General features: G+C 56.5%; 24 protein-coding genes. 9 read left to right on the top strand and 15 right to left on the bottom strand.

All coding sequences use genetic code 11. The features are described from left to right. Nucleotides 1-40: 40 nt before the first annotated feature. On the bottom strand, nt 41-298 hold the full coding sequence (locus tag NR195_RS15075) for a YdgH/BhsA/McbA-like domain containing protein (RefSeq protein ID WP_010670183.1): 258 nt from the start codon (nt 296-298) through the stop codon (nt 41-43). 37 nt (nt 299-335) lie between these two features. Beyond that, nucleotides 336-593, bottom strand: a complete 258-nt coding sequence (locus tag NR195_RS15070; RefSeq protein WP_031592385.1) for a DUF1471 domain-containing protein — start codon at nt 591-593, stop codon at nt 336-338. 307 nt (nt 594-900) lie between these two features. Here NR195_RS15070 and NR195_RS15065 point away from each other — a divergent pair, with 307 nt between their 5' ends. Then, entirely contained in the window at nt 901-1,551 is a 651-nt protein-coding gene (locus NR195_RS15065) for a TetR/AcrR family transcriptional regulator (RefSeq protein ID WP_256844669.1), read from the top strand. A 47-nt stretch (nt 1,552-1,598) separates the two neighbouring features. Here the strand turns inward: NR195_RS15065 and rhaM are convergent, their stop codons facing one another. From rhaM to rhaB, 4 genes are read right to left on the bottom strand one after another with little or no spacing between them, the layout of a single operon-like run. Then, nucleotides 1,599-1,913, bottom strand: coding sequence for an L-rhamnose mutarotase (rhaM, locus tag NR195_RS15060; protein ID WP_010670186.1), 315 nt, complete (start codon nt 1,911-1,913; stop codon nt 1,599-1,601). Next, nucleotides 1,903-2,745 carry a rhamnulose-1-phosphate aldolase gene (rhaD, locus tag NR195_RS15055; protein ID WP_061901427.1) on the bottom strand — a complete coding sequence of 281 codons (843 nt, stop codon included), beginning with the start codon at nt 2,743-2,745 and terminating at the stop codon, nt 1,903-1,905. The genes rhaM and rhaD overlap by 11 nt, the downstream gene beginning before the upstream one ends. 10 nt (nt 2,746-2,755) lie before the next feature. Further along, nucleotides 2,756-4,012, bottom strand: a complete 1,257-nt coding sequence (locus NR195_RS15050) for an L-rhamnose isomerase (RefSeq protein ID WP_050680446.1) — start codon at nt 4,010-4,012, stop codon at nt 2,756-2,758. Then, nucleotides 4,005-5,477, bottom strand: coding sequence for a rhamnulokinase (gene rhaB, locus NR195_RS15045; RefSeq protein ID WP_033757732.1), 1,473 nt, complete (start codon nt 5,475-5,477; stop codon nt 4,005-4,007). Before rhaB ends, NR195_RS15050 begins: the two co-directional genes overlap by 8 nt. 291 nt (nt 5,478-5,768) lie before the next feature. Between rhaB and rhaS the strand changes: the two genes are divergently transcribed. Then, nucleotides 5,769-6,590, top strand: a complete 822-nt coding sequence (rhaS, locus tag NR195_RS15040) for an HTH-type transcriptional activator RhaS (protein WP_029519526.1) — start codon at nt 5,769-5,771, stop codon at nt 6,588-6,590. Between the two features lie 11 nt (nt 6,591-6,601). Next, nucleotides 6,602-7,465, top strand: a complete 864-nt coding sequence (gene rhaR / locus NR195_RS15035; RefSeq protein WP_256844668.1) for an HTH-type transcriptional activator RhaR — start codon at nt 6,602-6,604, stop codon at nt 7,463-7,465. Between the two features lie 173 nt (nt 7,466-7,638). On the opposite strand, the gene rhaT is transcribed toward rhaR, so the two are convergent. Next, the gene (rhaT, locus tag NR195_RS15030; RefSeq protein ID WP_010670192.1) at nt 7,639-8,673 is read right to left on the bottom strand and encodes an L-rhamnose/proton symporter RhaT; all 1,035 of its coding nucleotides are present in this window, start codon (nt 8,671-8,673) and stop codon (nt 7,639-7,641) included. 359 nt (nt 8,674-9,032) lie between these two features. On the opposite strand from rhaT, the gene NR195_RS15025 reads away from it, so the two are divergent. Continuing rightward, entirely contained in the window at nt 9,033-9,356 is a 324-nt protein-coding gene (locus tag NR195_RS15025; protein WP_010244743.1) for a hypothetical protein, read from the top strand. Nucleotides 9,357-9,399: 43 nt separating this feature from the next. Continuing rightward, entirely contained in the window at nt 9,400-9,498 is a 99-nt protein-coding gene (locus NR195_RS15020) for a YoaK family small membrane protein (protein WP_008925225.1), read from the top strand. Nucleotides 9,499-9,501: 3 nt separating this feature from the next. Here NR195_RS15020 and NR195_RS15015 read toward each other — a convergent pair whose 3' ends face one another. After that, nucleotides 9,502-9,768 carry a DksA/TraR family C4-type zinc finger protein gene (locus NR195_RS15015; protein WP_010244737.1) on the bottom strand — a complete coding sequence of 89 codons (267 nt, stop codon included), beginning with the start codon at nt 9,766-9,768 and terminating at the stop codon, nt 9,502-9,504. Nucleotides 9,769-9,964: 196 nt separating this feature from the next. Between NR195_RS15015 and aldA the strand changes: the two genes are divergently transcribed. Continuing rightward, nucleotides 9,965-11,401 (top strand): aldehyde dehydrogenase, encoded by a 1,437-nt coding sequence (aldA, locus tag NR195_RS15010; protein ID WP_010244734.1) that lies wholly within the window; start codon nt 9,965-9,967, stop codon nt 11,399-11,401. A 75-nt stretch (nt 11,402-11,476) separates the two neighbouring features. Here aldA and NR195_RS15005 read toward each other — a convergent pair whose 3' ends face one another. Then, on the bottom strand, nt 11,477-12,745 hold the full coding sequence (locus NR195_RS15005; protein ID WP_010244731.1) for an MFS transporter: 1,269 nt from the start codon (nt 12,743-12,745) through the stop codon (nt 11,477-11,479). Then, nucleotides 12,742-14,163: a M20 family metallopeptidase gene (locus NR195_RS15000; RefSeq protein ID WP_256844667.1), complete on the bottom strand. Its 1,422-nt coding sequence runs from the start codon at nt 14,161-14,163 to the stop codon at nt 12,742-12,744. The genes NR195_RS15005 and NR195_RS15000 overlap by 4 nt, the downstream gene beginning before the upstream one ends. A 140-nt stretch (nt 14,164-14,303) precedes the next feature. On the opposite strand from NR195_RS15000, the gene NR195_RS14995 reads away from it, so the two are divergent. Continuing rightward, on the top strand, nt 14,304-15,218 hold the full coding sequence (locus tag NR195_RS14995; protein WP_256844666.1) for a LysR family transcriptional regulator: 915 nt from the start codon (nt 14,304-14,306) through the stop codon (nt 15,216-15,218). Between the two features lie 348 nt (nt 15,219-15,566). Here the strand turns inward: NR195_RS14995 and NR195_RS14990 are convergent, their stop codons facing one another. Next, nucleotides 15,567-17,162, bottom strand: a complete 1,596-nt coding sequence (locus NR195_RS14990; RefSeq protein ID WP_010244722.1) for an ABC transporter substrate-binding protein — start codon at nt 17,160-17,162, stop codon at nt 15,567-15,569. A 127-nt stretch (nt 17,163-17,289) separates the two neighbouring features. Between NR195_RS14990 and pepT the strand changes: the two genes are divergently transcribed. Continuing rightward, nucleotides 17,290-18,516: a peptidase T gene (gene pepT, locus NR195_RS14985; protein ID WP_060680252.1), complete on the top strand. Its 1,227-nt coding sequence runs from the start codon at nt 17,290-17,292 to the stop codon at nt 18,514-18,516. A 36-nt stretch (nt 18,517-18,552) separates the two neighbouring features. On the opposite strand, the gene NR195_RS14980 is transcribed toward pepT, so the two are convergent. Together NR195_RS14980 and NR195_RS14975 are read right to left on the bottom strand one after the other, a co-directional pair. Next, nucleotides 18,553-19,329: a transporter substrate-binding domain-containing protein gene (locus NR195_RS14980; protein ID WP_010670199.1), complete on the bottom strand. Its 777-nt coding sequence runs from the start codon at nt 19,327-19,329 to the stop codon at nt 18,553-18,555. Between the two features lie 65 nt (nt 19,330-19,394). Further along, nucleotides 19,395-20,561 carry a methionine aminotransferase gene (locus NR195_RS14975; RefSeq protein WP_033787791.1) on the bottom strand — a complete coding sequence of 389 codons (1,167 nt, stop codon included), beginning with the start codon at nt 20,559-20,561 and terminating at the stop codon, nt 19,395-19,397. A gap of 125 nt (nt 20,562-20,686) precedes the next feature. Here NR195_RS14975 and NR195_RS14970 point away from each other — a divergent pair, with 125 nt between their 5' ends. Next, the gene (locus NR195_RS14970; RefSeq protein ID WP_010244709.1) at nt 20,687-21,568 is read left to right on the top strand and encodes a LysR substrate-binding domain-containing protein; all 882 of its coding nucleotides are present in this window, start codon (nt 20,687-20,689) and stop codon (nt 21,566-21,568) included. Here NR195_RS14970 and NR195_RS14965 read toward each other — a convergent pair. After that, on the bottom strand, nt 21,526-23,190 hold the full coding sequence (locus tag NR195_RS14965; protein WP_163851586.1) for a methyl-accepting chemotaxis protein: 1,665 nt from the start codon (nt 23,188-23,190) through the stop codon (nt 21,526-21,528). The two genes, NR195_RS14970 and NR195_RS14965, sit on opposite strands and share 43 nt — an antisense overlap. Before the next feature lie 217 nt (nt 23,191-23,407). After that, nucleotides 23,408-24,928: a carboxylesterase/lipase family protein gene (locus NR195_RS14960; RefSeq protein ID WP_029519079.1), complete on the bottom strand. Its 1,521-nt coding sequence runs from the start codon at nt 24,926-24,928 to the stop codon at nt 23,408-23,410. Between the last annotated feature and the right edge of the window lie 266 nt (nt 24,929-25,194).

The raw sequence follows: 25,194 nt of genomic DNA, 5'->3' as shown, positions 1-25,194 counted from the left end.
GGGTTATCTGAAGCCTGTTCAGGGTTATTTACCGATCACTTTATCTATAAAGAACGGCTGTGCCATGCAGGTTGTTGCTGCCAGAGGTCGAAGTGATGCGGAAAGACTTTGCTCCTGCATCGCTGGCCTTTTCTGACAGTTGCTGCTCCAGCGAAAGCAGATTAGTACTGCCCGTTGCGCTGATGACACCGATTTTTTGCTGATCCAGCGGTGTGCTGCTGACCTGCTGGGCCGCTACGCTGGCAAATGACAGACCGCTTAGCACAGCCGCCACGACCATCATATTGATACTTTTCATAACGAACCCCTTCTCACTTATTCTGTTGAAATCAAAATTACTGATAAATCACAGCCGTGCCGTGCAGTTTGTTCTGGCCGCTGGTTGAGGTGATGCGGAACGATTTCGCACCCGCTTCATCCGCTTTAGCACTCAGCTGCGCTTCAACAGAAGACAGATTGGTGCCGCCCAGTACAGAGATGGTGCCAACTGGCTGCTGATTAACAGGTTCGCTGGTCACCAGGTCAGCGGCAGATGCGCCAAAAGTCAGAGTCGTCAGTGCCAGTGCTGCCAGGGTGGTTTTGATGTTTTTCATAATAATCTCTCTATTCAATATTAAAATTCGGTTGGTCTGAATGGGTTGTCACTATTTAATTAATGACCGTTAAACAAATGATAGACCCCGATACGGTTTGTCGTCAACATTTATTTAATGAGCGTTATTTTATTCGCGGAGTGGCGTGATTATGGGCTTCAGCCTCTTTTCTGACTTAACCTAAGGGGCTGTAATAATGCGCTGGCGCACAAAATGGCAACCCCTGCCGGCGACATCCACGCCAGGCCTTGCACATTTTTATAATGATCGGTAATTTAATAGGGTGTTTTACTGTCAGTGAGGGTGTATGAGTCAGGTTCAGGATTGCGATGTAAAGAAATGCCGCGGCCGACCAAAAGTGTTCGATCGCGAAGCAGCGCTCGATAAAGCTCTGACCCTGTTCTGGACGCACGGTTACGAGGGAACTTCTCTGGCCGATCTGGTGGCCGCAACCGGCGCGAAAGCGCCAACCCTCTACGCCGAGTTTGTTAATAAAGAGGGACTGTTTCGCGCGGCGATGGAGCGCTATGTGGAGAAGTTCAGTGCATGGCGTGAAGCGGCATTGGGCGATGACCAGTTACCGGTGCATCGGGCTATTGAAGCCTATTTCCGCGCCACCGCGGCCTGTTTTACCGAACGCGACTCTCCCGGCGGCTGTTTCTTTATCTGCACCTCAACCGCCCTGTCTGCGGCTTCAGCAGAGATTGCCACCATGCTGCAACAGCAGCATCAGTCGCAGGAGCATGTGTTAAAGGATTTTCTGCTGGCGCGTCAGCAGCGTGGTGAACTGAGTGCGTCAGTAAACATTCCCGCGCTGTCACGTTATCTGAGTTGTATGCTGCAGGGCATGTCGGTGCGGGCGCGTGAAGGCGTTGAGCGTGACGATCTGGAGAGCATTATTGATACGCTGATGGCGATGTGGCCGACACTCACCGGCCTGTGTCAGGCTAAGCGTTAAAAATATCAGGGCGGCGATGCCGCCCTTTTCATCTTTTATTCCGGTTTTTATTCCAGAAAGAAAACCGGTTTTAACGGCTCACTGATCGGGCTGTTATCTGCATTCGACGGCATCAGATCTTTCATTGACGCCCACCAGCGCTGACAGACCTCCGTTTCTGCCACCGCGTTCCAGCGCTCCTCAGATTCAATCTCAACACTGGCGAACAGCAGATGCCGCTCGGCGTCCAGCCAGATGGCATAGTTGTGCGCGCCGTGCGCTTTCAGGGTTTCGGCCAGTTCAGGCCAGATCGGTGAGTGCCGACGCTCATACTCTGCATGGCAATAAGGATTCACCTGCATCACAAAGGCTTTACGCAGCATTAGCAGGCCCTGCATCCAGCGCCGGTTGCCACGGCTTCACACCAAAGCGCTCACCCAATGCAACCAGCTGTTCTGTGGTGATACTCTGACGAATACCGCCCATCGACAGCACTTTGACGATCACTTCTGACGATTTCTCCGCCGTATCAATCAGACCAAAAGTCTCATCGAGTGTCGGGCCCGTGCCAAAGACACCGTGGAATGGCCACATCACCAGGGTATGTGACTGCATCTGCCCGGCTGTCGCGGTGCCGATTTCATCGGTGCCGGGTACCATCCAGGGTAAAACACCCACACCGTCCGGGAACACTACCAGACATTCGGTACTCCCTTCCCACAGCAGACGGGTAAAGCGGGCGGAATCCATCTCAACTACATAACTTAAGGCCATAAAGTTGGTAGCGTGACAGTGCATGATCACCCGGTCTGCACCATTACTGACCGCTTTACGCACCGCGTGAGACTGAAAGTGTGACGCCAGCTCAGAGGTGGGCAAACCGCCATTCGACAGGCCCCAGTGAATTTTATAAGAGAGCCCTTTGTCATCGACCTGCAGCAGTGCCAGACAATCCGCCGGATCAAGCTGGACATTACGCATGAATTTTCCTGACCCGGTCACCAGAAACCAGTCGTTCGCCAGCGCCGGCGCAGGTTGTGTCAGCTCAATACAGCGCGGTTGCAGGCAGAAATCAGCGGCAAAAGGTTTAACCTCCTCTTCCAGCAGACGCAGGCTGACGTTGCCGCCGTTACGTTCGTCCCAACCCTTCAGCCACATATCGCTGGTTGCTTTGACCATTCCCTTAACAAACCCGGAAGAAAGAATGCTTTGCATAGTGAAATCCTTAACGTTGGCTCAAAATCTGTTGTTCATAATGACGGACGTCGCCTAACCAGCTGGCATCAGCCGGGACGTCATGGCGCAGGCACCAGGCTTCCCATACCGCCTGCCACGGCAATGATTTTTGCTCTTCCAGCAGCGTCAGCCGCGCGGTGTAATCGCCCTCGTTCTCGGCCTGGCGCAGACGGTCGGTTGGCTCCAGCAGAGCACGCAGCAGCGCTTTTTTAGTGTTACGGGTGCCGATAACCCAGGCGGCAATCCGGTTGATAGAGGCGTCGAAGAAATCGAGTCCGATATGCACTTTGTCGAACAGCTGATGGCGGACGATCTCGCTGGCGATCGCCTGAGTTTCATCATCCAGCAGCACCACATGGTCGCTGTCCCAGCGCACCGGGCGGCTGACGTGCAGCAGCAGACGCGGCACATAGAGCATCGCGGCAGAAATTTTGTCGGAGATCACTTCGGTGGGATGAAAATGTCCCGCATCCAGGCATAGTGCCGTCTGGCGGCTGGCGGCGTAACCAAGATAAAACTCATTGGAGCCCACGGTGTAGCTCTCTGCGCCAATGCCAAACAGCTTGCTCTCAACCGCGTCGATATGGTGCTGCGGGTTCAGTTTTTCTGAGATGACCTCATCCAGTGCACTCATCAGACGCTGACGCGGGGCCAGGCGATCCACGGTAATATCTTTCATGCCGTCCGGCACCCAGATATTCATCACTGATGGCGTGCCAAGCTGCTCACCAAACGAAGCGGAGATGCGGCGACTCGCTTTGCAGTGATCGATCCAGAACTGACGCACGGTTTTATCACTGTGCGACAGCGTAAAACCGTCGGCACTCATCGGATGCGAGAAGCAGCTGGGGTTAAAATCCAGCCCTAAGTTGTGCTCTTTCGCCCAGGCGACCCAGTTGGCGAAATGGGCAGGTTCAATGGCATCCCGATCTACTGGCTTGTCACTTTCCAGATAGATAGCGTGCAGGTTCAGACGTTTTGCGCCTGGGATCAGAGACATCGCCTTGTCGATATCGCTGCGTAATTCACTGGCATTGCGTGCCCGCCCCGGATAGTTGCCGGTCGCCTGGATGCCGCCAGTCAATGCGCCCTGTGGGTTCTCAAAGCCCCGGACATCGTCCCCCTGCCAACAGTGCATCGAGACAGGAATGCCGTCCAGCTGGCGAATGGCCTGTTCAACATCAACTCCATTGTCAGCGTAGCGTTGTTTAGCCAGTTCAAAAGCCTGTTCAATCTGCTTAGTCATAAGCGGGTTCCTTAGCGGGTTGACTCAGCGTCGCGAAGCGTGCCTGACTGGCACTGAAGACGCTGTGAGTTTGCGGTTCGAATTTTTCCAGTGGGAAGTTGTTGATGACGCTGCAGCGGAAATCAGCCACATCGATCAGTTCGCCAAGTGCAATCAGCTGGCAACCAACGTTACCCAGCGTGGAGGCTTCAACCGGACCTGCCAGCACCGGAATCTGGCAGGCATCGGCACAGAGCTGGTTAAGAAAACGGTTCTGGCTGCCGCCCCCTACCACGTGAAGCTGGCTGAAAGGTTTGCCTCGCAGCTCTGCCAGCTCCTGGATCACCTCGCGATAGAGCAGTGCCAGGCTGTCAAATATGCAGCGGGCCAGCGCGGCGGCAGATTGTGGCACCGGCATTCCCTGCTCTGCGCAGGCGTTCTGAATCTCGTTAACCATACTGTCGGGATTGATGAAGCGCGCATCGTTGGGACTAATCAGTGAAACACAGGCGGGCTGGCGGGCCGTCTGATCAATCAGTGCGCTGAGATCGTCAATCTGAAGTTCGCCGCAGATGCGCTGCAACAGCCATAAGCCCATGATATTTTTCAGTACGCGGTAGCCTTCTGCGCCGCCCTCATTGGTGATATTGGCGCGTAACGCGCCATCGCAGGCATAAGGCTGCAAACTTTCAAAGCCCATCAGCGACCAGGTTCCGGAACTGAGATAGGCGGCATCGTCCTGCATTAGCGGCGTTGCCAGAACCGCGCTGGCGGTGTCGTGGGTGGCGACAGCAATAACCGGGACCGGGACACCTGCGCTATTGACCCAGTGGCCGACGGTGTTGCCCGGTGCCTGCGGCTGGCCGAACCATTCAGGAGCAACGCCCGCCCAGGCGAGCAGATCACGATCCCATTCGCCGCTGTGAATATTGAGCATTTGCGTGGTGGTGGCGTTGGTGTATTCCCAGTTGAGATTTCCGGTCAGGCGATAATGCAGGTAGTCCGGCATCATCAGCGCATGCGCCACGCGGGTCTGCCAGTCGGGCTGCTGCTGATGCAGGGCGCGCATCTGATAGAGCGTATTGAATGGCAGGAACTGAATGCCGGTTCGGGCGTAGATGGCACTGCGGCTCAGTTCGTGCTGCGCCTGCTCCATCAGGCCGTGGGTGCGCGCATCGCGGTAGCTGACCGCCTCACCCACCGGCTCGCCCTCTGCATCCAGCAGCACCATATCAACGCCCCAGGTGTCGATACCGATACTGTCTGGCACGATCTTCTCTTCATCTAACTGAGCCAGCCCGGCGCGTATCTCCTGCTCAAGCATCGTCAGATCCCAGCAGTCATAACCGGCACGACGCTGGCGCTTATTTTTAAAGCGCCGGACCTCACGAAGCGCGAGCTGGCGCTGCGCAGCATCCCAGCTTGCGAGCATGACGCGCCCGCTGGATGCCCCGAGATCAATAGCAACAATGTTTCTCCTGGTCATGGCGACTTTTCCCTGTGATTGAGTGGTCACAGAGTAAAAACCTGGCCGGTTAAAGACCTTCCCCGGAGTGCCAGCGGCTGATAAGCCCTGGCAGACTTGCAAAGAACTTCGTGAGAGAGATCACAGAGGCGAAAGGCAGGAGGATGTGACCCCTGCCGCAAATCTGTTAACTGCTGAGGATTTCTTGAAAAATCAGCATGATTCCTGCTGAGTCAGGCTGAAAATTCAAGGTAAGGTTAGAGCGTGCTGATTAGACTGCGTTACGGTTTTGTTAAGCAGCGAGAGATGACCATGACCATATTGCACAGTGCGGATTTTTTCCCCGAAGGCGATTACGCCATTGCGATTGAACCCCGCGTACCCCAGGCCGCCTTCCCGGAACATCATCATGATTTCCATGAAATTGTGCTGGTTGAGCAAGGCTCTGGCATTCATGTGTTTAATGGTCAGCCACAAACGCTGTGCGCCGGTTGCGTCTGCTTTGTGCGCGATCACGATCGTCATCTTTATGAGCAGACCGACAACCTTTGCCTGACCAACGTGCTTTATCGCAGCCCCGGCGCGTTTCGCTTTCTCTCCGGGTTACAGGCTTTACTGCCCTGCGATCAGGACGGGCAATATGCTTCCCACTGGCGCATCAATCAAAAGGTGATGACGCAGGCGCTGAGTGTGGCGGCGCAGATGCAGCCGGATGATACCTGGTCGATGGAAAAACAGGCGCGTCAGGAACAGCTCTTTTTACAGTTGCTGGTGCTGTTGCGTGAGGCGTGCATTGACGGACAGAGTCAGGATCAGGAGGCGCGGCTGCATCGTCTGCTCGACTGGCTGGGTGAGCATTACAGTGATGAGATTATCTGGGATGAACTGGCTGACCGCTTCTCCCTGTCGCTGCGTACCCTGCATCGGCAAATGAAGCAGCAAACCGGTAGCACGCCGCAGCGCTACCTGAACCGTGTGCGGCTGTTGCAGGCCCGTCATCTGCTGCGTCACAGTGATATGCGAATTACCGATATCGCCTTCCAGTGTGGATTTGGGGACAGCAACCATTTCTCAACCCTGTTCAGGCGCGAATTTGGCTGCGCACCGCGAGCGGAGCGCCAGCAGATGATGTAAAGGAGCCAATCATGGCATTGATACTCAGTCGGGATGACTATTTTCCCGCCACTACTCTACCGGTGGCGGTCGCCGAAAGGATGCCACAACCCTCTTTCCCGCCGCATCGACACGAGTTCAGTGAAATCGTGATTGTCTGGCGCGGCAATGGCCTGCACGTCCTCAACGATCGCCCCTGGCTGATTACCTGTGGCGACGTTTTTTATATCCGCGACAGTGACTGCCACAGCTACGACAGCGTTAACGATCTGGTGCTGGATAACATCCTCTACTGTCGGGATCGCTTTGGTCTTGCCCTTGACTGGAATCAGCTGCTGCCGCAACAGGGACCGGATGCGCCAGGCGGCTGGCGGCTGACCACGCGAGGGATGGCGCTGGCCCGGGGAGTGATCAGCCAGCTGGAGCGTGAAAGCCGCAAAAGCGACCCCCTTTCAGTTCAGCTCTCGGAGGCGCTGTTTTTACAGCTGGCGCTGATTCTGCGCCGCCACGGCTACGCGGCCGACCGCCCCTGGGCGTTGCCGGAGGGGGAACAGCTCGATCTGCTGATGTCAGCGTTACAGGGTGCGATTGCCCGCCCCTTTGATCTCGCGGAGTTTTGTCAGCAGAACCAGCTCAGCGAACGGGCGCTGAGGCAGCTTTTCCGTCAGCAGACCGGGATGACCATCGGTCATTACCTGCGTCAGCTGCAGCTCTGTCAGGCAAAATATCTGCTGCGCACCCAGGATTGTCTGATTAGTGAGGTTGCTGCCCGCTGCGGCTTTGATGACAGTAACTATTTTTCGGTGGTTTTCACCCGTGACACCGGTTTACCTCCCAGCGCCTGGCGACAGCAATTTATCGCGCCACGCCAGGCACTGAAAAGTGCCGCGTCTTAATAAAACGGGCCTGCATAGCAGGCCCGTTGAGGTAACAGAGAAAAGCTGTTCCACATTGCCGGGAAACAGTGCCTGCGAATTAAACTAATGTGTTGTTGTAAGTAAAACCCCGACGGAGTGAGCCATCAGTCTGGCAGGCCCCGCCTGCATAAAGACAGAGTCACTATTCGCGATCAGGCCGCCATGCCAAGTCCCACAATATTGGCGGCAATGATAATCACCACACAGCCGATTGATAACACGCTGACCGGGCGGCGTCCCGCAGACTTCCACTCCTTCATCAGCAGCCCCACCAGACCACCACACAGGACGTATAGACTCATGTGCAGCATCCAGCTGACATAGTCATACTGCGCCGGGATTCTGGCATGGCCCCAGGCATAGAAGAAGAACTGCAGATACCACATGGTGCCGCCGAGCACCGCAAAAGCGGTATTGGTAATCAGCAGCGACTTCCCGACCGAGAAGTCTTTACGCACCGACAGCTCTGGCCGGGTGGCCAGCCGCCAGAAACAGAAGGCCAGATTAACCAGAGCCCCGCCGCCCATAATGATCACGTAGCTGGGCAGAGCTACATACAGCGGATCGATGCCCAGATTAGCGGCGGCCTGATGCATGGGCTTAGCCGCATCCATGGCAAAGGACATACCCGCCGAGAAGATGCCGCACATCACCGCCAGCACCAGTCCTTTTCTGAGATTAAACTCTTCTGCGTTAATCCCCAGCGCCCGCTCCTTTAACAGCCCGGCACGCGACACAATCCCGACGCCAATCAGTGCCACCAGTACGCCCAGCAAGGTTAACCGGCCACCCGCCGACGCGAAGAGCTCACCAAAGCGCCCCTGCAGAAGCGGTGTCATCAGCGTGCCGACCACCAGGGTAATGCCAATCGCGATACCGATTCCCATCGACATGCCGAGATAACGCATGGTCAGGCCGTAGTTGATATTGCCTATGCCCCACATCGCGCCAAACAGAAATACCGGCGTCAGCTGGGAAAGCGAGAAGCTGCTGTAATAGGCCATAAAATCTGGCAGTAAAATGGCACTTACCGCCCACGGCAGGATCAGCCACGACATCAGGCCACCGATCGACCACATGGTTTCCCATGACCATCTTTTCACCTGTTTAAAAGGCGCGTAGAAACACGCGGCGCTGGCAGCTCCGACAAAATGCCAGAAGATACCCGCAATAATGGCACTGTTCATTGTTATTCCCCGGTTAGGTTGAGGCCTGTCGGAAACCTGTCTGCTTCCGCTCAGCAGGCAGTCTACGTTCAGCAGGAATTCCTCAGCCTTTGGATAAATGCCGGAAGCCACAGTGAAGTGGCAATATTTACCCGTTGTGCCCATCAGGGATCACAATTTCACCGTTGTCAGAAAACCGGACGATTAGTTAAGTAAGTAACTTATTATTCAATGTTTTTTTCATTTTTGCTGTGTGGCGCAGCACAATTCTGATCTGACTGCCATTCACAAGGGAAGGTTGGCAAATGTGCAAAGAAGCCTTTCATTAACGCGGGCAAGGTCGTATAAACTGGGGAAAATTGATCGGATCAGGGAATGGGATGACGACAAAGTGGTTAACGCTGTTTCTTTCGCAGTCAGTCAGCCAGGTCATGCTGGATGATCTGCGCGCGATATTACCTGCAGATGCGATAAAGGTGTTTGTGAATGGCCTGGATGAAACCCACTATGCCACCCTTGAGTGTGTGCAGGCGGATCAGCATTGCGCCCTGATCGCCTCAGCGATAGTGGTCTGGCGTCAGCTCGGACATGTTCACCATATTCTCTATAAAAAAGGTGAGGTGTTGCGGGAGGAAAATGATGCAACGCAGTTCCAGCTGTTCACTCTGCTGAAAACCCACCGCGCCGTATTGCAGATCTCATGATAAGATCGCAGCCCCTGAAATCGCTGTTTGCAGCAGGTAAATTATGAGAATTGGAATTCTGTTTCCGATCGCCATCATTGTGGCGGGCGTGGGCTTTCTGGCGTGGTTTATTGGCAGTGGCCTGGCGATGCCAGGCTCCTGAAGGTCAGCGCAACTGACTGTCTTTACTGCCCCGACGGTTATATAAACTGCTGGTCTGCTGCTGCTTGTCGATTTTTTCCTGACACGCCACACAATAGTGCACGCCTTTAAGCGCCTGACGACGCGCTTCGGGAATCGGCTCGCCGCAGAGCTCACATTCGGTGGCGCTTTCGCCCTGTCCGATCGACTGTCTTACCCGCTCAATGCCGTCATTGACGGTGCTATCGATCTGTTCCTGTACTGCGCCTTCTGACGCCCATCCATTTGCCATGATTTAACCCCTTTATCACCACTTCACTCCTTTAAATCTACAACATATTGACGTTTTTGCCGCAGAACTCACCGATATCTGTGATTGGCTGCCAGCCGCTCCCGGCAGCTGGCAATCAGCTAAAGGTAGCCCTGAGCAATCTGTTTCACCCTGCTATCACATTACTGCAACGTATCGATAGCGGAGAGCTAAGCGAATGACAACACATCATCAACATTTCATTAATGGCGAATTTGTAGCCCATCAGGGTGACCGTTGGATTGAAGTGATCAATCCGTCCACGGAGGCGTTGCTGTCCCGTATTCCCCAGGGCAGTCGTCAGGATGCCAGCCTTGCCATCAGCGCCGCAGAAGTGGCTCAGCCTGGATGGGAAGCGCTGCCTGCAGTAGAGCGCGGCGTCTGGCTGCACAAAATTGCCACCGCTATCCGCCAGCGTGAGCCTGAACTGACGGCAACCATTGTGGCTGAGGGTGGAAAAACCCAGGGGCTGGCGAAGACCGAAGTGATGTTCACCGCCGACTACCTCGACTACATGGCGGAGTGGGCGCGTCGCTATGAAGGTGAGATCATCAACAGTGACCGCCCCAACGAAAATATCTTCCTGTTCAAAAAAGCGATCGGCGTCACTACCGGAATACTGCCGTGGAATTTCCCCTTCTTCCTCATTGCCCGCAAAGCGGCACCGGCCCTGATCACCGGAAACACCATCGTGATCAAACCCAGTGAGCTGACACCGAATAATGCGGCACTTTTTGCCGACATCATACAAAAGCTGGGTCTGCCTGCTGGCGTCATTAACTTTGTTTATGGTCTGGGACCGGAAGTGGGACAGGAGCTGGCGGCAAATCCTAAGGTCGGTCTGGTGAGTCTGACCGGAAGCGTCGGTGCGGGCATTGCCACCATGGAAGCCGCGGCTAAAAATGTCACCAAAGTGTCGCTGGAACTGGGTGGCAAAGCCCCTGCCATCGTGATGGATGATGCCGACCTCGAGCTGGCTGTGCGGGCGGTCGTCAGCTCGCGGATCATTAACAGCGGACAGGTCTGCAATTGCGTAGAGCGGCTCTATGTGCAGGAAGGCATTTACGATCGTTTTATCAGCGCACTGACCGCCGCGTTTCAGCAGGTGACATTTGGCGACCCGGCCGAACGCAGCGATATCGATATGGGTCCGCTGATTAATGCCGCAGCACGGGATCGGGTGGAGCAGAAGGTGGCAGAGGCCGTCGCCGCAGGGGCGAAAGTGGTTCTGGGCGGCAAGCGCGCCGGAGACAGAGGCTTCTTTTTCCAACCCACCTTGCTGACTGAGGTGCGCCAGGAGATGGCGATTATGCAGGAGGAGATTTTTGGCCCGGTTCTGCCGGTGATGAGTTTTAAAACGCTTGACGAGGCGATTACGCTGGCCAACGACTGCGAGTATGGGCTGACCTCCTCGATTTATACGCAGAATCTGAATACCACCATGACCGCGCTGCGAAAGCTGAAGTTCGGCGAAACCTATGTTAACCGTGAAAACTTCGAAGCGATGCAGGGATTTCATGCCGGGTGGCGTAAATCGGGTGTCGGCGGTGCCGATGGAAAACATGGTCTGGAGGAGTATCTGCAGACCCATGTTGCCTATTTACAGTTCAGTTAATCACTGGCTCGATCTTACCGCCTCCCGTACCTGACGTTGTCAGTACCAGAGTGGGCCAGTAATTGGCCCACTCTTTTATGCCACCCGCTTACTGCAGCGCAGCAGCGCGATGCCACTCAGCACCGCCACAGCCATCAGGTAGTATCCAGGCGCCAGACTGCTGCCGGTGGCGGCAATCAGCATGCTGCAAATCAGCGGTGCAAACCCGCCAAATACCGTCACGGCCACGTTGTAGCTGATCGCCATGCCGCTGGCGCGCGTGGTCGCCGGGAAGAGATCGGCCATCACCGACGGCACCGTGGAGAAATAGACCGACTTGAGTAGCGCCATCCACGCCACCAGCAGGATCAGCGTGGTGGGCGTAGTGTGATCGACCATCCATTTGAAGGCGGGATAGATCGTGACCATCAACAGCAGCAGCGATCCCCACATCAGCGGCAATCGGCCTATCCGCTCCGCCCACAATCCCATTATGGGCGTCACCACCGTCAGGATAATCCCTGCGACCAGCGTGGCGGTGAAGGCCACCGATCCCGGCAGATGCAGCGTTTTGGTGGCGTAGGTCGGAATGTAATTGAGCATGTAGTTGACCGCGGTCGAGATCACCATCACCCCAATCGCCAGGGTGATCAGCGCTTTCTGCCGCCCGAACAGCGTTTTCAGCGGTGCGGCTTCCTTCTCCTGCGTCGCAAAGCTGGCGGGCTCCTGCACGTGACGGCGAATGTAGATCCCCAGCGGCCCAATGAGTAAGCCGAAGGCAAACGGGATACGCCAGCCCCACGCCTGAATCTCGCTTTCGCTCAGCCAGTGTGTCAGCCCCAGGCCGAACGCCGATGCCATCAGAGTACTGGCGCCCTGTGTGGCGAACTGCCAGCTGGCGATAAAGGCTTTGCGCTCGGGAAAGTGCTCTACCAGGAAAGCGGTGGAACTGCCAAACTCGCCCCCGGCAGAGAAGCCCTGAATCAGACGAGCCAGAATAATCAGCAGCGGCGCCGCCAGACCAATAGTGGCGTAACCCGGCATAAAGGTAATGATCGCCCCGCCCAGCATCATCAGATTGATTGAGAGCAGCAGCGCTTTTTTACGGCCATGACGGTCGGCATAGTTGCCCAGCACGATGGCACCCAGGGGACGGATCAGGAATGAGATGCCGAAGCTGCCGAAGGTCAGCAGCAGCGACACCGACGGATCGCTGACCGGAAAGAAGACGTGCGCGATGTAGCTGGCGAAGAAGCCATACACTGCGATGTCGAACCACTCCAGCGCGTTACCAATGCAGGTAGCGAACAGCGTTTTGTGCAGGCTCGGTTTCACCTGCGGAGTACTCTGCGCGATGCTGCTCATTGTTCACCTCTCCGCCACTGATGGTGGCGCGACATCAGTTGTTCGCCCTCTTCACCCAGTTGCCAGAAAAGGCGGGTCATGATCGCCAGCCCTTCACGTGCAACAGAGGTGAGCATGTGTTCGTTAACGCCGTGCTGGCCGCAGGCCGGATAGGAATGGGGCACCCACAGCGTCGGGAGGCCGAGGATATCGGCAAATACCTCATTGGGCAGTGAACCGCCGAGATTGGGCAACAGCGCCGGTTTTTTACCGCTGCTGCGGGCCAGCGTGTCCAGCGCCCAGGCCACCAGCGGATCCTGCGGATCGAGTCGCGTTGCAGGTGAACCGCGCATAAACTCCACGCTGACGTTATCGAAGCCGTGCTGATGCAGGTGACTTTCGACATGCCGGACCAGATTTTCCCAGTCGGTGCCGACCACAAATCGCAGCTGACACACCGCCGTGGCGCTGCCGGGAATGGCGTTCATCGGGCGTGCCGGGTTACCGGTTTCAAACGCCAGCACCTCCAGCGTGTTCCAGCCATAAAGACGCTCCGCAGGCGTCAGTCCCGGCTCGCCCCAGCCGTCGGCCAGCGCCGGATCGCCCGGCATTCCGCCCACCTCGATATCACTGAGGATGGCGCGCACCGCATCGGTCAGGGAGTCCGGTTTCAGCGCGGCGACCTGCAAAACACCCTGTGCATTCACCAGGCAGGCGAGCGCATTCGCCAGCTGGGTGCCGGGATTGCTCAGCAGTCCGCCCCAGTTGCCGGAGTGATAGGCGTTGTCGCGCGCCCTGATAGTCAGACGAAAGTTCGCCGCGCCACGCGAACCCAGGAACAGTGTCGGCCGCACCGCGTTCAGTCGCGGGCCATCAGAGGCGATAAAGAGGTCGGCCTGTAACAGCGCCCGCTGCTGCTGACAAATCTCCGCCAGCCCCGGTGAACTGATCTCTTCACCCATTTCAAACAAAATTTTGCAGTTGAAGCCCAGTGCGCCACCGCGTGCCTGCCACACCTGCTCCAGCGCCGCGAGATTGATGCAGTGCTGGCCTTTGTTGTCCGCACTGCCGCGCCCATACAGGCGGTCATCTTCAGCCGTGAGTCGCCACGGTGATAAACCGTCGCGCCAGTTCTCATCGTCGCCGAACACCACATCGCCGTGGCCATAGCAGAGCAGCGTCGGTCTGGAGGGATCTTCAATGAGCGTGGCGATCAGAAACGGCGGGCTGCCGGGCTGCGGATTCTCAAACGGGTGCAGCGTAAAGCCCATCGCCGCCAGCTGCGGGCCAATCTCCTGCTGCAGATAGATCTCAAGCTCCACCTGCCTGCTGGCGTGCTGGCTTTCAGTTACGCAGGAAATTCGTCGTGCCAGCAGCTGCTGAAACTCGCCACTGTCGAAATAGTGCATCGCCTGGTCAACGGTCTGTTGCTCTGTCATGTTTGCCCTGTCTGTTCTTTTTATCGTGCTTTATCTTTGACAAACTTCTCTCTTTGCCACAATTATTAATTTATCGAGTGAGCCTTGCTTTTAAAGCAAGCCACGCCTGCCCTTTTATGATGCGTTTTGTTGGAGTGACCATGTTAAGCAGTGAGATCCGCTATTTCCTGGCGGTCGTACAGTGCGGATCGCTCAGCGCCGCCAGCGAGCAGCTCTTTGTGGCGGTGTCGGCGATTAGTCGCCAGATCCAGCGCCTGGAAACGCAGGTGGGTGTGCCGCTGTTTGAGCGGCATGCACGCGGCATGGTATTGAACGAAGCCGGTGAAATATTCGCGCATCATGTGCGCAAGAGTCAGCTCGATATGGAATATGCGCTGGCGGAGATTAAGGGGCTGAAAGCAATGCGGCGCAGCCTGATCCGCATCGCCTGTACCGACGGAATGGCGTTCAGTCTGCTGCCGGGTCTGCTGGCGGAGTTTCGTCAGGCCAATCCCGGCGTGCTGTTTGCGCTTAACGTGACGCACTCGCAGGGCGTGGCGGCATGCGTCAGGGCTGGGGAATGTGATGTTGCGCTGCAGTTCAGTCTGCAGCCGGAGCGCAGCGTTGAGGTGCTCGGCTCGTGGCCGGCGCCGGTGTTACTGGCGATGCATCTGTCGCATCCGCTGGCGTCGCGTCAGGTGACGCTGGCCGATCTGCATGGCTGGCCGCTGGCGTTGCCAGGTCAGCATACTACCGTGCGGCAGTTGTTTGACCTCTCCTGTCAGATGAATGACTGCGTGGTCGAGCCGGTGCTGACCTGCGACTATTTCGCTACGCTCTACCACTTTTTGCTGCATACACCGCAGGCAGTAACCATTTGCAGTGCGTTTACCCTGTTGTTTGAGCGCAACACGCAAAATCTGGTGTTGCGTTCGATGGGGGTGGATCAGCTGAGTCAGCGAACGTTGCAGCTTCAGACGGTGTCCGGCCGCCAGCGGAATGCGGCGCTGACGCTGTTTCTGCAGTTTTTGCAGCAGCGGCTAACGGAGATGGATCAGCAGGTGAGGATGGGATGAGTGATACAGGCTTAAAGGAGTTTGGTTGTTAAAGTCTGCGCTGGATGGCTGTCAGATAGTGCTGGCTTAGGGAACACGACCCGATCGGAAAGTCGCAAAAGCCGGCCTCCATGGCATGCTCGGCCCGCGCGATTACGCACCTCATCCCTGAGGTGCGCCCGTAGCCGGGCCAACGCGTTGCGTTGTTCAAAAACGCTCCCGGCGTTTTTATCCGGGCGGCGGGACGCTTTCCTCTTCGGGGCATGTTCCCTTCGCATTGAACTTATTTATTGCTGTCAGTTCTTTTTAAGCTGAGCCAGACAGCAGAGGCCCACATGTGTATGCGCCCCTGCTGATAGCTGTTACCGTTTACTGCTTAATATCCACCTGATAGAAGATGTGCTTGCCGAACGGATCGACCTGATAGCCGCTGACCGATTTGCGCACCGGCTCAAAGATGGTGGAGTGCGCAATCATCACCGCAGGCATCTGGTCATGCATCATCTGCTGTGCCTGCAGATAGAGCGCGGTGCGTTTGCCCTGATCCGGCTCGGCGCGGGCTTCGGTGATTAACTTCTCGAACGGCTGATAGCACCATTTTGAGGAGTTGGAACCGCCCTGTGCAGAGGTACAGCTGTAAAGCGGGCCAAAGAAGTTGTCCGGATCGCCGGTGGCGGTGGTCCAGCCCATCAGCGCCGCCTGATGCTCGCCGCTGCGCACGCGTTTCAGGTATTCGCCCCACTCATAGCTGACGATATTGGCTTTGATGCCCACTTTAGCCCAGTCCGACTGAATCATCTCCGCCATGCGGCGCGCATTCGGGTTGTAAGGCCGCTGAACCGGCATCGCCCAGAGCGCAATTTCGGTACCCGGTTTCACACCCGCCTGTTGCAGCAGGGCTTTGGCCTTCTCTGGATCGTAGTCGTAATCTTTCAGATCTTTGTCGGCGCTCCAGACGCCCGGTGGCAGGATATTTTTCGCAACCGTGCCGGTGCCTTTAAAAATCGCCTCGATTATTGCCGGTTTGTTGATCGCCATCGCCAGCGCCTGACGCACTTTAACGTTATCGGTTGGCGCTTTAGTGGTGTTAAACGCCAGGAAGCCGGTATTCAGACCCGCCTTTTGTTCCAGGGTGATATCCGGGTTAGCGCGCATCTTTTCAAGATCGGCGGGATTAGGGAAAGGCATCACCTGACACTCGTTCTTCTCCAGCTTGGCGTAGCGCACGGAGGCATCCGGCGTGATGCTGAACACCAGCCGATCGAGTTTCGCCTTGCCCTGCCAGTAGTCCGGGAACGCTTTGTAGAGAATGCGGGAATCTTTCTGATACTGCACCAGCTCAAACGGTCCGGTGCCGATCGGGTTCATATCGACCTTCTCCGGCGTCCCCGCTTTCAGCATCGCGTCTGCATATTCCGCCGAGTGGATCGAGGCGAAGTACCAGGCGAGATCGGCAAGGAACGGCGCTTCCGGATGGGACAGCGTAAAACGCACGGTGTGGTCATCAACCCGGTCGATACTTTTAATCAGCGTGGAGAGTTCCAGGCTTTCGAAGTTGGAATAAGTGCCGCCAGAGACATTGTGGTAGGGATTTTTAGGGTCCATCTGGCGCATAAACGAGAAGATCACATCGTCGGCGTTGAAGTCGCGGCTGGGTTTGAAGGCTTTATTGCTCTGAAACTTCACGTTCTTGCGCAGATGGAAGGTGTAAACCGTGCCATCCGGGCTGATTTCCCAGCGTTCCGCCAGGCTGGGCACCAGGTTGGTGGTGCCAGGCGTAAAGTCCACCAGCCGGTTGAAAACCGGCACCGCACTGGCGTCAACGCTGGTCCCGGAGGTATAGAGCTGCGGGTTAAAGTTCTCTGGCGATCCCTCAGAACAGAAGACCAGCGTTTTGGCGTTAACGCTGCCAGCCAGCGCTATCCCAGCCGTAACAAGCGCTAAGGTGGCTATCTTGATTTTCATTATTATCCTCGCTTTGTATTGACTTCCGGTGATCACAATATCTAAATGAATCATTCAGATGCTTCATTGATAGCACGATTCGGCACCATAACGAACCCCGCCGGTGGCTGACTAATAAGGAATAGTGATGACAGACAAACTTGAGTCGCAGCTCACAGAACGTTTTTTCCGTTACCTCGCCATCAGCAGTCAGAGCGATGCCAAATCCACCACCCTGCCCAGCACGCCGAGCCAGCACGCCATGGCGGAACTGCTGGCGGATGAGCTGCGCGCGTCAGGGCTGGATGAGGTAGTGATTGATGAGCATGCTACGGTGACGGCGGTGAAACGCGGCAACCGGCCTGACGCGCCGCGCATCGGGTTTATTACGCATATCGATACCGTTGATGTCGGTTTGTCGCCCGATATCCACCCGCAGATCCTCACCTGGCAGGGCGAAGATCTCTGTCTGAATGCAGAGCAGGATATCTGGCTGCGCCGCGATGAACATCCGGAGATCGCGCCCTACGTCGGTCAGCAGGTGATCTTCAGCGACGGCACCAGCGTGCTGGGCGCGGACAACAAAGCGGCGGTCACCGTGGTGATGACGCTGATGCAGAACCTTAACGGCGACCACGGCGACATCGTGGTGGCCTTTGTGCCGGACGAAGAGATTGGGCTGCGCGGCGCGAAAGCGCTGGATCTGGAAACGCGCTTTAATGTTGATTTCGCCTGGACCATCGACTGCTGCGAACTGGGCGAAGTGGTCTATGAAAACTTCAACGGTGCCGCTGCAGAAATTGTGTTTACCGGTGTACCCGCCCATCCGATGTCGGGCAAAGGGGTGCTGGTCAATCCGCTGCTGATGGCCCATGACTACATCAGCCTGTTTGATCGGCAGCAGACCCCGGAGCACACTGAAGGCCGTGAAGGCTATATCTGGTTCAATGAGATTCAGGCCAACGCCAGCAAGGCAACGCTGAAGGCCTCAATCCGTGATTTTGATCTGACCAGCTTTGCGGCACGTAAGCAACAGTTGCAGCAGGCCTCAGAGGATCTGGCGGCGCGTTACCCCACCGGCAAGGTGAACGTGAGTATCAGCGATACTTACAGCAATATCAGCAATGCCCTGGGCGAGGATCGTCGGGCGATTGACCTGATCTTCAGTGCTTTTGCCGCGCTGGAGATTGAGCCGAAGGTGATTCCGATGCGTGGCGGTACAGACGGTGCCGCGCTGTCAGCCAAAGGTCTGCTGACGCCGAACTTCTTTACCGGCGCGCACAACTTCCATTCACGCTTCGAATTTCTGCCGGTAACGTCGTTTGTGAAGTCCTATCAGGTGGCGGAAAAGCTCTGTTATCTGGCGGCGGAATAAGCGGAGGAATCGGGCGCAGAACGCGCCCGATTGCGATTATGGCTTCGCGCTGACATCAATGCCTGGGAAATATTTTTCAGCCAGCTTTTTGATGGTGCCATCGCCCTGCACTTTAGCAATCGCCGCATCCAGTGACTGCTTCAGCTGCGCGTCATCTTTGCGCAGGCCGTAGCCGATGCCTGAACCAAGAATCGCGTCATCTTCGACTGGCTTGCCAACAAACCCAAAGCCTTTGCCCTGCGGTTTATCGAGGAAGCCAGACTGACCGGCAGCGGACATCACCAGTGTGCCATCCAGACGGCCCGCGACCATGTCGTTGTAAACCTGGTTTTGATCCTGATACGAGGTCACGGTCACACCCTGCGGCTCCCAGTGCTTCTTCGCATAGGTTTCCTGGATGGATCCCTGTAATACACCGATGTTCTTGCCCTTCAGACCTTCGGCAGTCGGTGCCAGATTTTCACCGGTCTTCGCCACTAACATGGTCGGAATACGGTAGATCGGCTGCGTAAACGCAATGCTTCTGGCGCGCGCTTCGGTGATGTTCATCGCCGAGTTAATGGCGTCGAACTTTTTCGCCTGCAGTGCCGGGATCAGCGCATCAAAGCTGCTCTCAACCCAGTGGCAGCTGAAGTTGCCCGCCTTACAGATGGCATTGCCCAGCTCGATATCAAAGCCTTCCAGTTCCCCTTTAGCATTGCGGCTTTCAAAAGGCGGATATTGTGACTCCACGCCGTAGCGTAAATCCTGTGCCAGTGCCTGTACCGATGTCATCATGCCCAGAGCGAGAAAAAGCGCGTTCAGTTTCTTCATTATGTTATTTACCCCGAAAAGTCCTGGTTACCTGTTCCCCGAGCTGCCTCACGCGGTGGCGTGAATCAGTGAGAAAAAGCACATAGCGCAGCCGCGCCAGCCTCAAGTGTCGCCTCGTCTTTAGCAAAAGAGAGCCGAATCAGTTTGTTATCTGTGCCATCCATATAAAACGCCGACAGCGGTATGGTCGCCACACCGTGATCGACGATAAGACGTTTTACCATTTCACTGTCCGGTTCGTCACTGAAATGTCCATAGCTGGCGAGCATAAAGAACGAACCAGCACTCGGCAGCAGCCGGAACGGGGAGTTCTGCATCAGGGCAATCAGCCGATCGCGCTTCTGCTGATAGAAGGCACTGAGCGACAGATAGTTCTCTGGCGTCTGCAGATAGTGTGCGAAACCGACCTGCATCGGTGTATCGGCGGCGTACATCATAAACTGATGCACTTTCACCAGCTCAGTCATCAGCTCTGCCGGTGCCAGACAGTAGCCTACCCGCCAGCCGGTGACGTGGAAGGTTTTGCCAAACGAAGAGACAATGACGCTGCGGGCTGCCAGCTCCGGATGCGTCGCCATCCCACAATGCGGTCGCCCATCAAACAGAATATGCTCGTAAACCTCATCGGAGAGCACCACGATATCGGTGTTGCGGATTAAGGCTGCCAGCTGATTCAGGTCGTCGGGGGTCAGCACCTGCGCGCTGGGGTTGTGCGGCGTATTAATAATGATCATCCGGGTGCGCGGCGTGATTGCTGCCCGCAACTGATCCCAGTCGATAGCAAATGACGGCACCTGCAACTTCAGGCCAATCGGTTTACCGCCCTGCAACCGCACCACCGGCGCGTAGCTGTCAAACGCCGGTTCAAAGAAGATCACCTCATCGCCCTGATGAACCAGCGCGGTAATCGCCATATAGAGCCCCTGGCTGGCGCTGCCGGTGATCAGCACTTCACTGGTGGCATCATATTGTTGTCCATAGAGCGCCTGCACTTTGCTGGCAAGCGCGTCGCGTAAGGCGGGCAAGCCCATCATGGCGGCATACTGATTATGTCCTTCCTGCATCGCGCGGCTGACTGAGTCGACCAGCGCCGGATCACAGGGGAAATTGGGCGCGCCCTGCGACAGGTTAATCGCCTGATGCTGCGCCGAAAGCTGGCCAATCACGCTGAAAATAGTGGTGCCGACGTCCGGCAATTTTGAGTGGATAGCGACAGGCGTTTTCAGGGACATACTCTCTCCGTCAGGGGCTTAACCGCTCAGATGCGGTAAATAGCTATTCAACGGGCTGCGACTTGAGTCGGCAAGCGAAATGTCGTCATAATAGCCATGACAAAAATGCATAGCTGAGGTTCACCGTGTCACGCTTATCGCTGCCGCTTAATGCCATTCACGCCTTTCTGGTGACCGCCCGACATCTCAATCTGACTCACGCTGCCCGCGAACTTTGCCTGACGCAGGGCGCCGTCAGTCGTAAGATTGCCGCCCTGGAGCAGTGGCTGGGCGTGACGCTGTTTGACCGCCACGCGCGCGGTCTGCGCCTGACCCCTCAGGGCGCGGCGCTGCTGCCCGACTTACAGCAGGGTTTTGAGCTGATGGTTCAGGCCAGCGAGAAGGTCCGCCGTAGTCAGGTCAGCATTCGCCTGAAAGCGCCAACCTGTGCGATGCGCTGGCTGGTGCCCCGGCTGATGGCGCTGGAGCATCATCGTCCTGAACTGCATGTGGCCCTGACCACCACGCTGGATCATGCCGCGCAGCTGGAGAACTTCGATGTGGCGATTGTCTATGGTAAGCCGCACCCTGACGGAATTTGCCTGTTCAGTGAGTCGCTGACGCCAGTGATGGCGGCCGATCAACCCCGCCCGGACTCCCCGGCGGCACTGGCCACAATGACCTTTTTGCATCCGACGGCAGATACGCGTGACTGGCAGTGCTGGCTGCAGGCGCAGCAGGTGACGCTGAACATGAAGCGGAACCAGCATTTTGCCACCATGGACTTAGCGATCAGTGCAGCGATTCAGGGGTTTGGTGTGGCGATGGCCGACAGCAATCTGGTGGAGAGTGATATAGCCAGCGGCAGGCTGATTAAGCCGTTCGCTGGCGAGGCAAAAACCGGTGCGGTTTACAGTTTACTGAAACGGCCCGCGCAGGATGCGCCACCGTTCCTGGCGGAGCTGGTGGCGTGGCTGTGCAGGGATCAGAAGGTGACCCAGTCGCCGTTATCCGCCGGTTTAGCCTGAGGCGCACTCAGCACGGTTGCTTTCGGCGCGGCAGGTTTATTCGTGATGACCGGTGCGGTCTGGCGGTTGCTGGAGAGACGGAACTTCGACACAGAAGCCTGCAGCGCTTCCGTCTGCAATGCCAGTGCGCTCGCCGCGGCAGAAACCTCTTCAACCAGTGAGGCGTTCTGCTGGGTCACGCTATCCATTTCGGTTACCGCAGCACCCACCTGAGAGATGCCTTTGCTCTGCTCTTCTGAGGCGGAAGCAATCTGTTTCATGATCGCATCAACATCCTGCACCGATTTCAGAATATTGTTCATGGTGCCGCCGGTGGTGCTGACCAGCTCGGCGCCTTTACCTACACGCTGAACCGAATCTTCAATCAGCGTCGCAATCTCTTTCGCGGCATTGGCGCTGCGCTGTGCAAGGTTACGCACTTCAGAGGCAACGACCGCAAAACCCCGCCCCTGTTCGCCAGCACGTGCCGCTTCGACGGCGGCGTTCAGCGCCAGAATATTGGTCTGGAAAGCGATGCCGTTGATCACGTTAGTGATTTCAGCGATTTTCTTCGAGCTGCCTGAGATGCCATCCATAGTGCTGACGACTTCACTGACCAGCTGACCGCCACGTTGTGCCGTGGTGGTGGCGGTTTCTGCCAGCAGGCTGGCCTGGCGGGCATTATCGGCGTTGAATTTTACCGTGGCCGTCAACTGCTCCATGCTGGCCGCAGTCTGTTCGAGCGCAGCGGCCTGCTCTTCGGTACGTGAAGAGAGGTCGTTGTTACCGGCAGAAATCTCTGCGGCACCGCGCGAGATATTCTCAGTGCCGCTGCGAATGGCGCTGACCGCTTCACGCAGGCTATCCTGCATGGCGCTCAGCAGCGGCACCAGTTTACCGACGCAGTTGCGTCCGAAATCGGATACCGGCTGACTCAGGTCGCCCGTGGCAATGACCGCGAAGTGGGTACGGATACTTTCCAGCGGACGGACCAGCATCGCCACCAGATAGCGGTCGGTAAACAGCAGAATAAACAGGCCGATAATTACCGTGATGGTAATAATCGTTTTGGTCATCGCGGTGAGGTGATCCACTTCAACCCGGGTTGCATCCAGCTTTTCAGCTGCGCCCTGGCTGAATTTCTCTGCGCTGATGCCAAAGGCACGACTGAGTGGCGGTGTAACGTTATTTGCCTGCTGACGATAAGCATCAGGCGAGGCCTGACGGGCCAGCTGCAACTGTGGCGTGACGCCCGCATCCAGCAGCTTTTGCCAGCTCTGAATCACCCCATCCACGACATCCGGGTTCATCGGGCCGGGTGCCAGTTGTTTAAAGCGCGCCAGTTGCTGGGTCATGCTGTCCAGCGCCTGCTGCACCGGAGCATAAGCCTCATCGTTCAGGGTCTGACCTGCGGCTTTGCTTTCCATCACGCGGGATAAGCGCGTGATGACACGAAAATATTGATCGTTGCCTTTGCTCAGCACCGTCATTTGCTCAACCAGATGACGGTCCACATCATTCCCTTCGCTGAGCGCGCCAAGAGAGTGAATGCTATACAGCCCGACGCCGCTCCACAGTAAACAAAACAGTCCCAGAATAGAGAGCATCACTGCGCGAATGGTAAAATTTTTGAGCATTCCCATACCAAAATCCTATACACGTTGACCCGCAAGCGTCGGGCATAGGAGGTTTATCGGCATGCGATTGTGAAGATGTAACTGTTTTGTTACCTAATATTTTACAGCGTCCCTAAGGCAAATTTCACTTTATAGCCTTTTTATTCAGCAGGTTAACCTTTAAAAAGCAGATTAATTCCATTCGCGCAATTTGATGGTTAGCAGGCTAACCATGAGCTGCCGTTTAAAGCCTGACCATACGAGTCATTAATAGCCGGAAAAGCCGCATACGGGCGCGCATAAAGTTCCGCTTCAGAACCAGCCCGCTCTTCCGATCATCACCGAGTGACATTGTCACGTCAGAGCCTGGGTGCCAGGCTGGCCACACGACTTCCCCCTCCAGCTGATGCTTGTATTCCGTAGCATCACGGGCAAAGGTAAACCAGTATTCGCTGACCCGTGCCGCAAATGCCCGATCGGCCTCACTGAAGGGTCGTTCTTCGTTGGGATCCGGCATCTGACTCAGCGTGTTCAGCACATAAGGCACTTCGTTGCCGTGCCAGGTGCCGTGCGGATAGAGGTCACGGGCATGTTCAGAGACATAATCAAACCAGTAGCGCCAGCCTGGCATTCCGGCATTGTGCTGCGCCCGCATCACCAGCCACGGCACCAGGCTGAAGGCCATATCGCGCGCCACGGCACGTCCCAGCCGCTGATCGTCATGAATGTCATACATCCATTTCAGCGTCCGGTAAGTGAGACGATTTTTATCGCGTAGCTGATGCAACACTGCGGTGGCATCCACGCCAAAATATTCCAGCACGCTGGCTTCATCGCTGTTGCTGCCCGCCATCAGCGGCAGACGGTGCTGTTTTGCAGCCATAAAGGTTTTCAGCATCGGCTCAGGCAGAACAGCGTCACCCGCAATCGGCACCGGCGGGATCGCCAGCGGCCCTTCCAGCGACCAGAAGGCATCGGCAGGCAGTGCGCGCAGGTCATCAGCGCTGGCATCGGGCGGCAGACCGAAATGGCGGGCCACCGCCATACCCTGCTGACGCGCTTTTTTCAGCGGCGTATCAGGCAGGCTGTAGGCGCTCTGCACAATCCCTTTATGAAACAGCCCTTCGGCCAGTGGCGAACAGCAGAGTGACAGCACGCTGCGTGCGCCTGAGGATTCACCGAAAAGTGTCACATTGCGGCGGTCGCCGCCAAAGGCAGGAATGTTGCGCTGCACCCACTGCAGTGCGGCAATCTGATCCAGCAGGCCAAAATTGTTGACCGTGCTGGCAACAGGGTATTCAGCATCCAGGGCCGGATGAGAGAAGAAACCGAGATGGCCTAGCCGGTAGTTGAGCGTCACCACCACCGCGCCGCGTGAAGCCATCGGCTTGCCGTTGTAAGGTGCCAGCCCGCCAGCACCAATGGTGTAGCCACCACCGTGCAGCCATACCATTACCGGCAGGGGTTTCACGGGCGCGACATCGGGCGTCCAGACATTAAGGTAGAGGCAGTCTTCGCTGAACTCACCCGGATCGCCACCGCCCACGGCCTGGCAGTAAGTGCGATTTTGCCAGCCGGAAGCCCCAAACGCGGTGGCGTCGCGCACCTGCTGCCAGGGCGTAACCGGCTGTGGCGGACGCCAGCGCAGTGCGCCAAGCGGTGCCGCCGCATAAGGTATGCCTTTGAATACGAAAAGGTCATCGTCCATGCATCCACGCAACTCCCCCTCAGCAGTCATGATCCTCAGACCTGTTTCGTTTTTCATTCCTGTTTCCCTGTTCAAACGTCCCTCCATTATTTGCAGGCCCGCCAGCATTGTCCAGGTACGGAAGGGATTTGCAGAATATGCCGAAGCGTGAGGGGCAGGCGTGAACATGCTCATCAACAGGTTCAGAGAGTCAGTTACGGTTATGATTCAACGTTGTTTATCTTTTCGCGATTGGTCAATGACGCTGCCAGCGCCGGAGTGGCGCGTCGTTGCTCTGTTATCACGTGCGGTTGTGCGGCTGTTAATCAGTCAGCCTGCTAATA

The sequence above is a fragment of the Pantoea sp. Ft-CA_14 genome, from assembly GCF_024520875.1.
Classification (GTDB): Bacteria; Pseudomonadota; Gammaproteobacteria; order Enterobacterales; family Enterobacteriaceae; genus Pantoea; species Pantoea agglomerans.
This window is presented reverse-complemented; position numbering and strand designations above follow the sequence as displayed.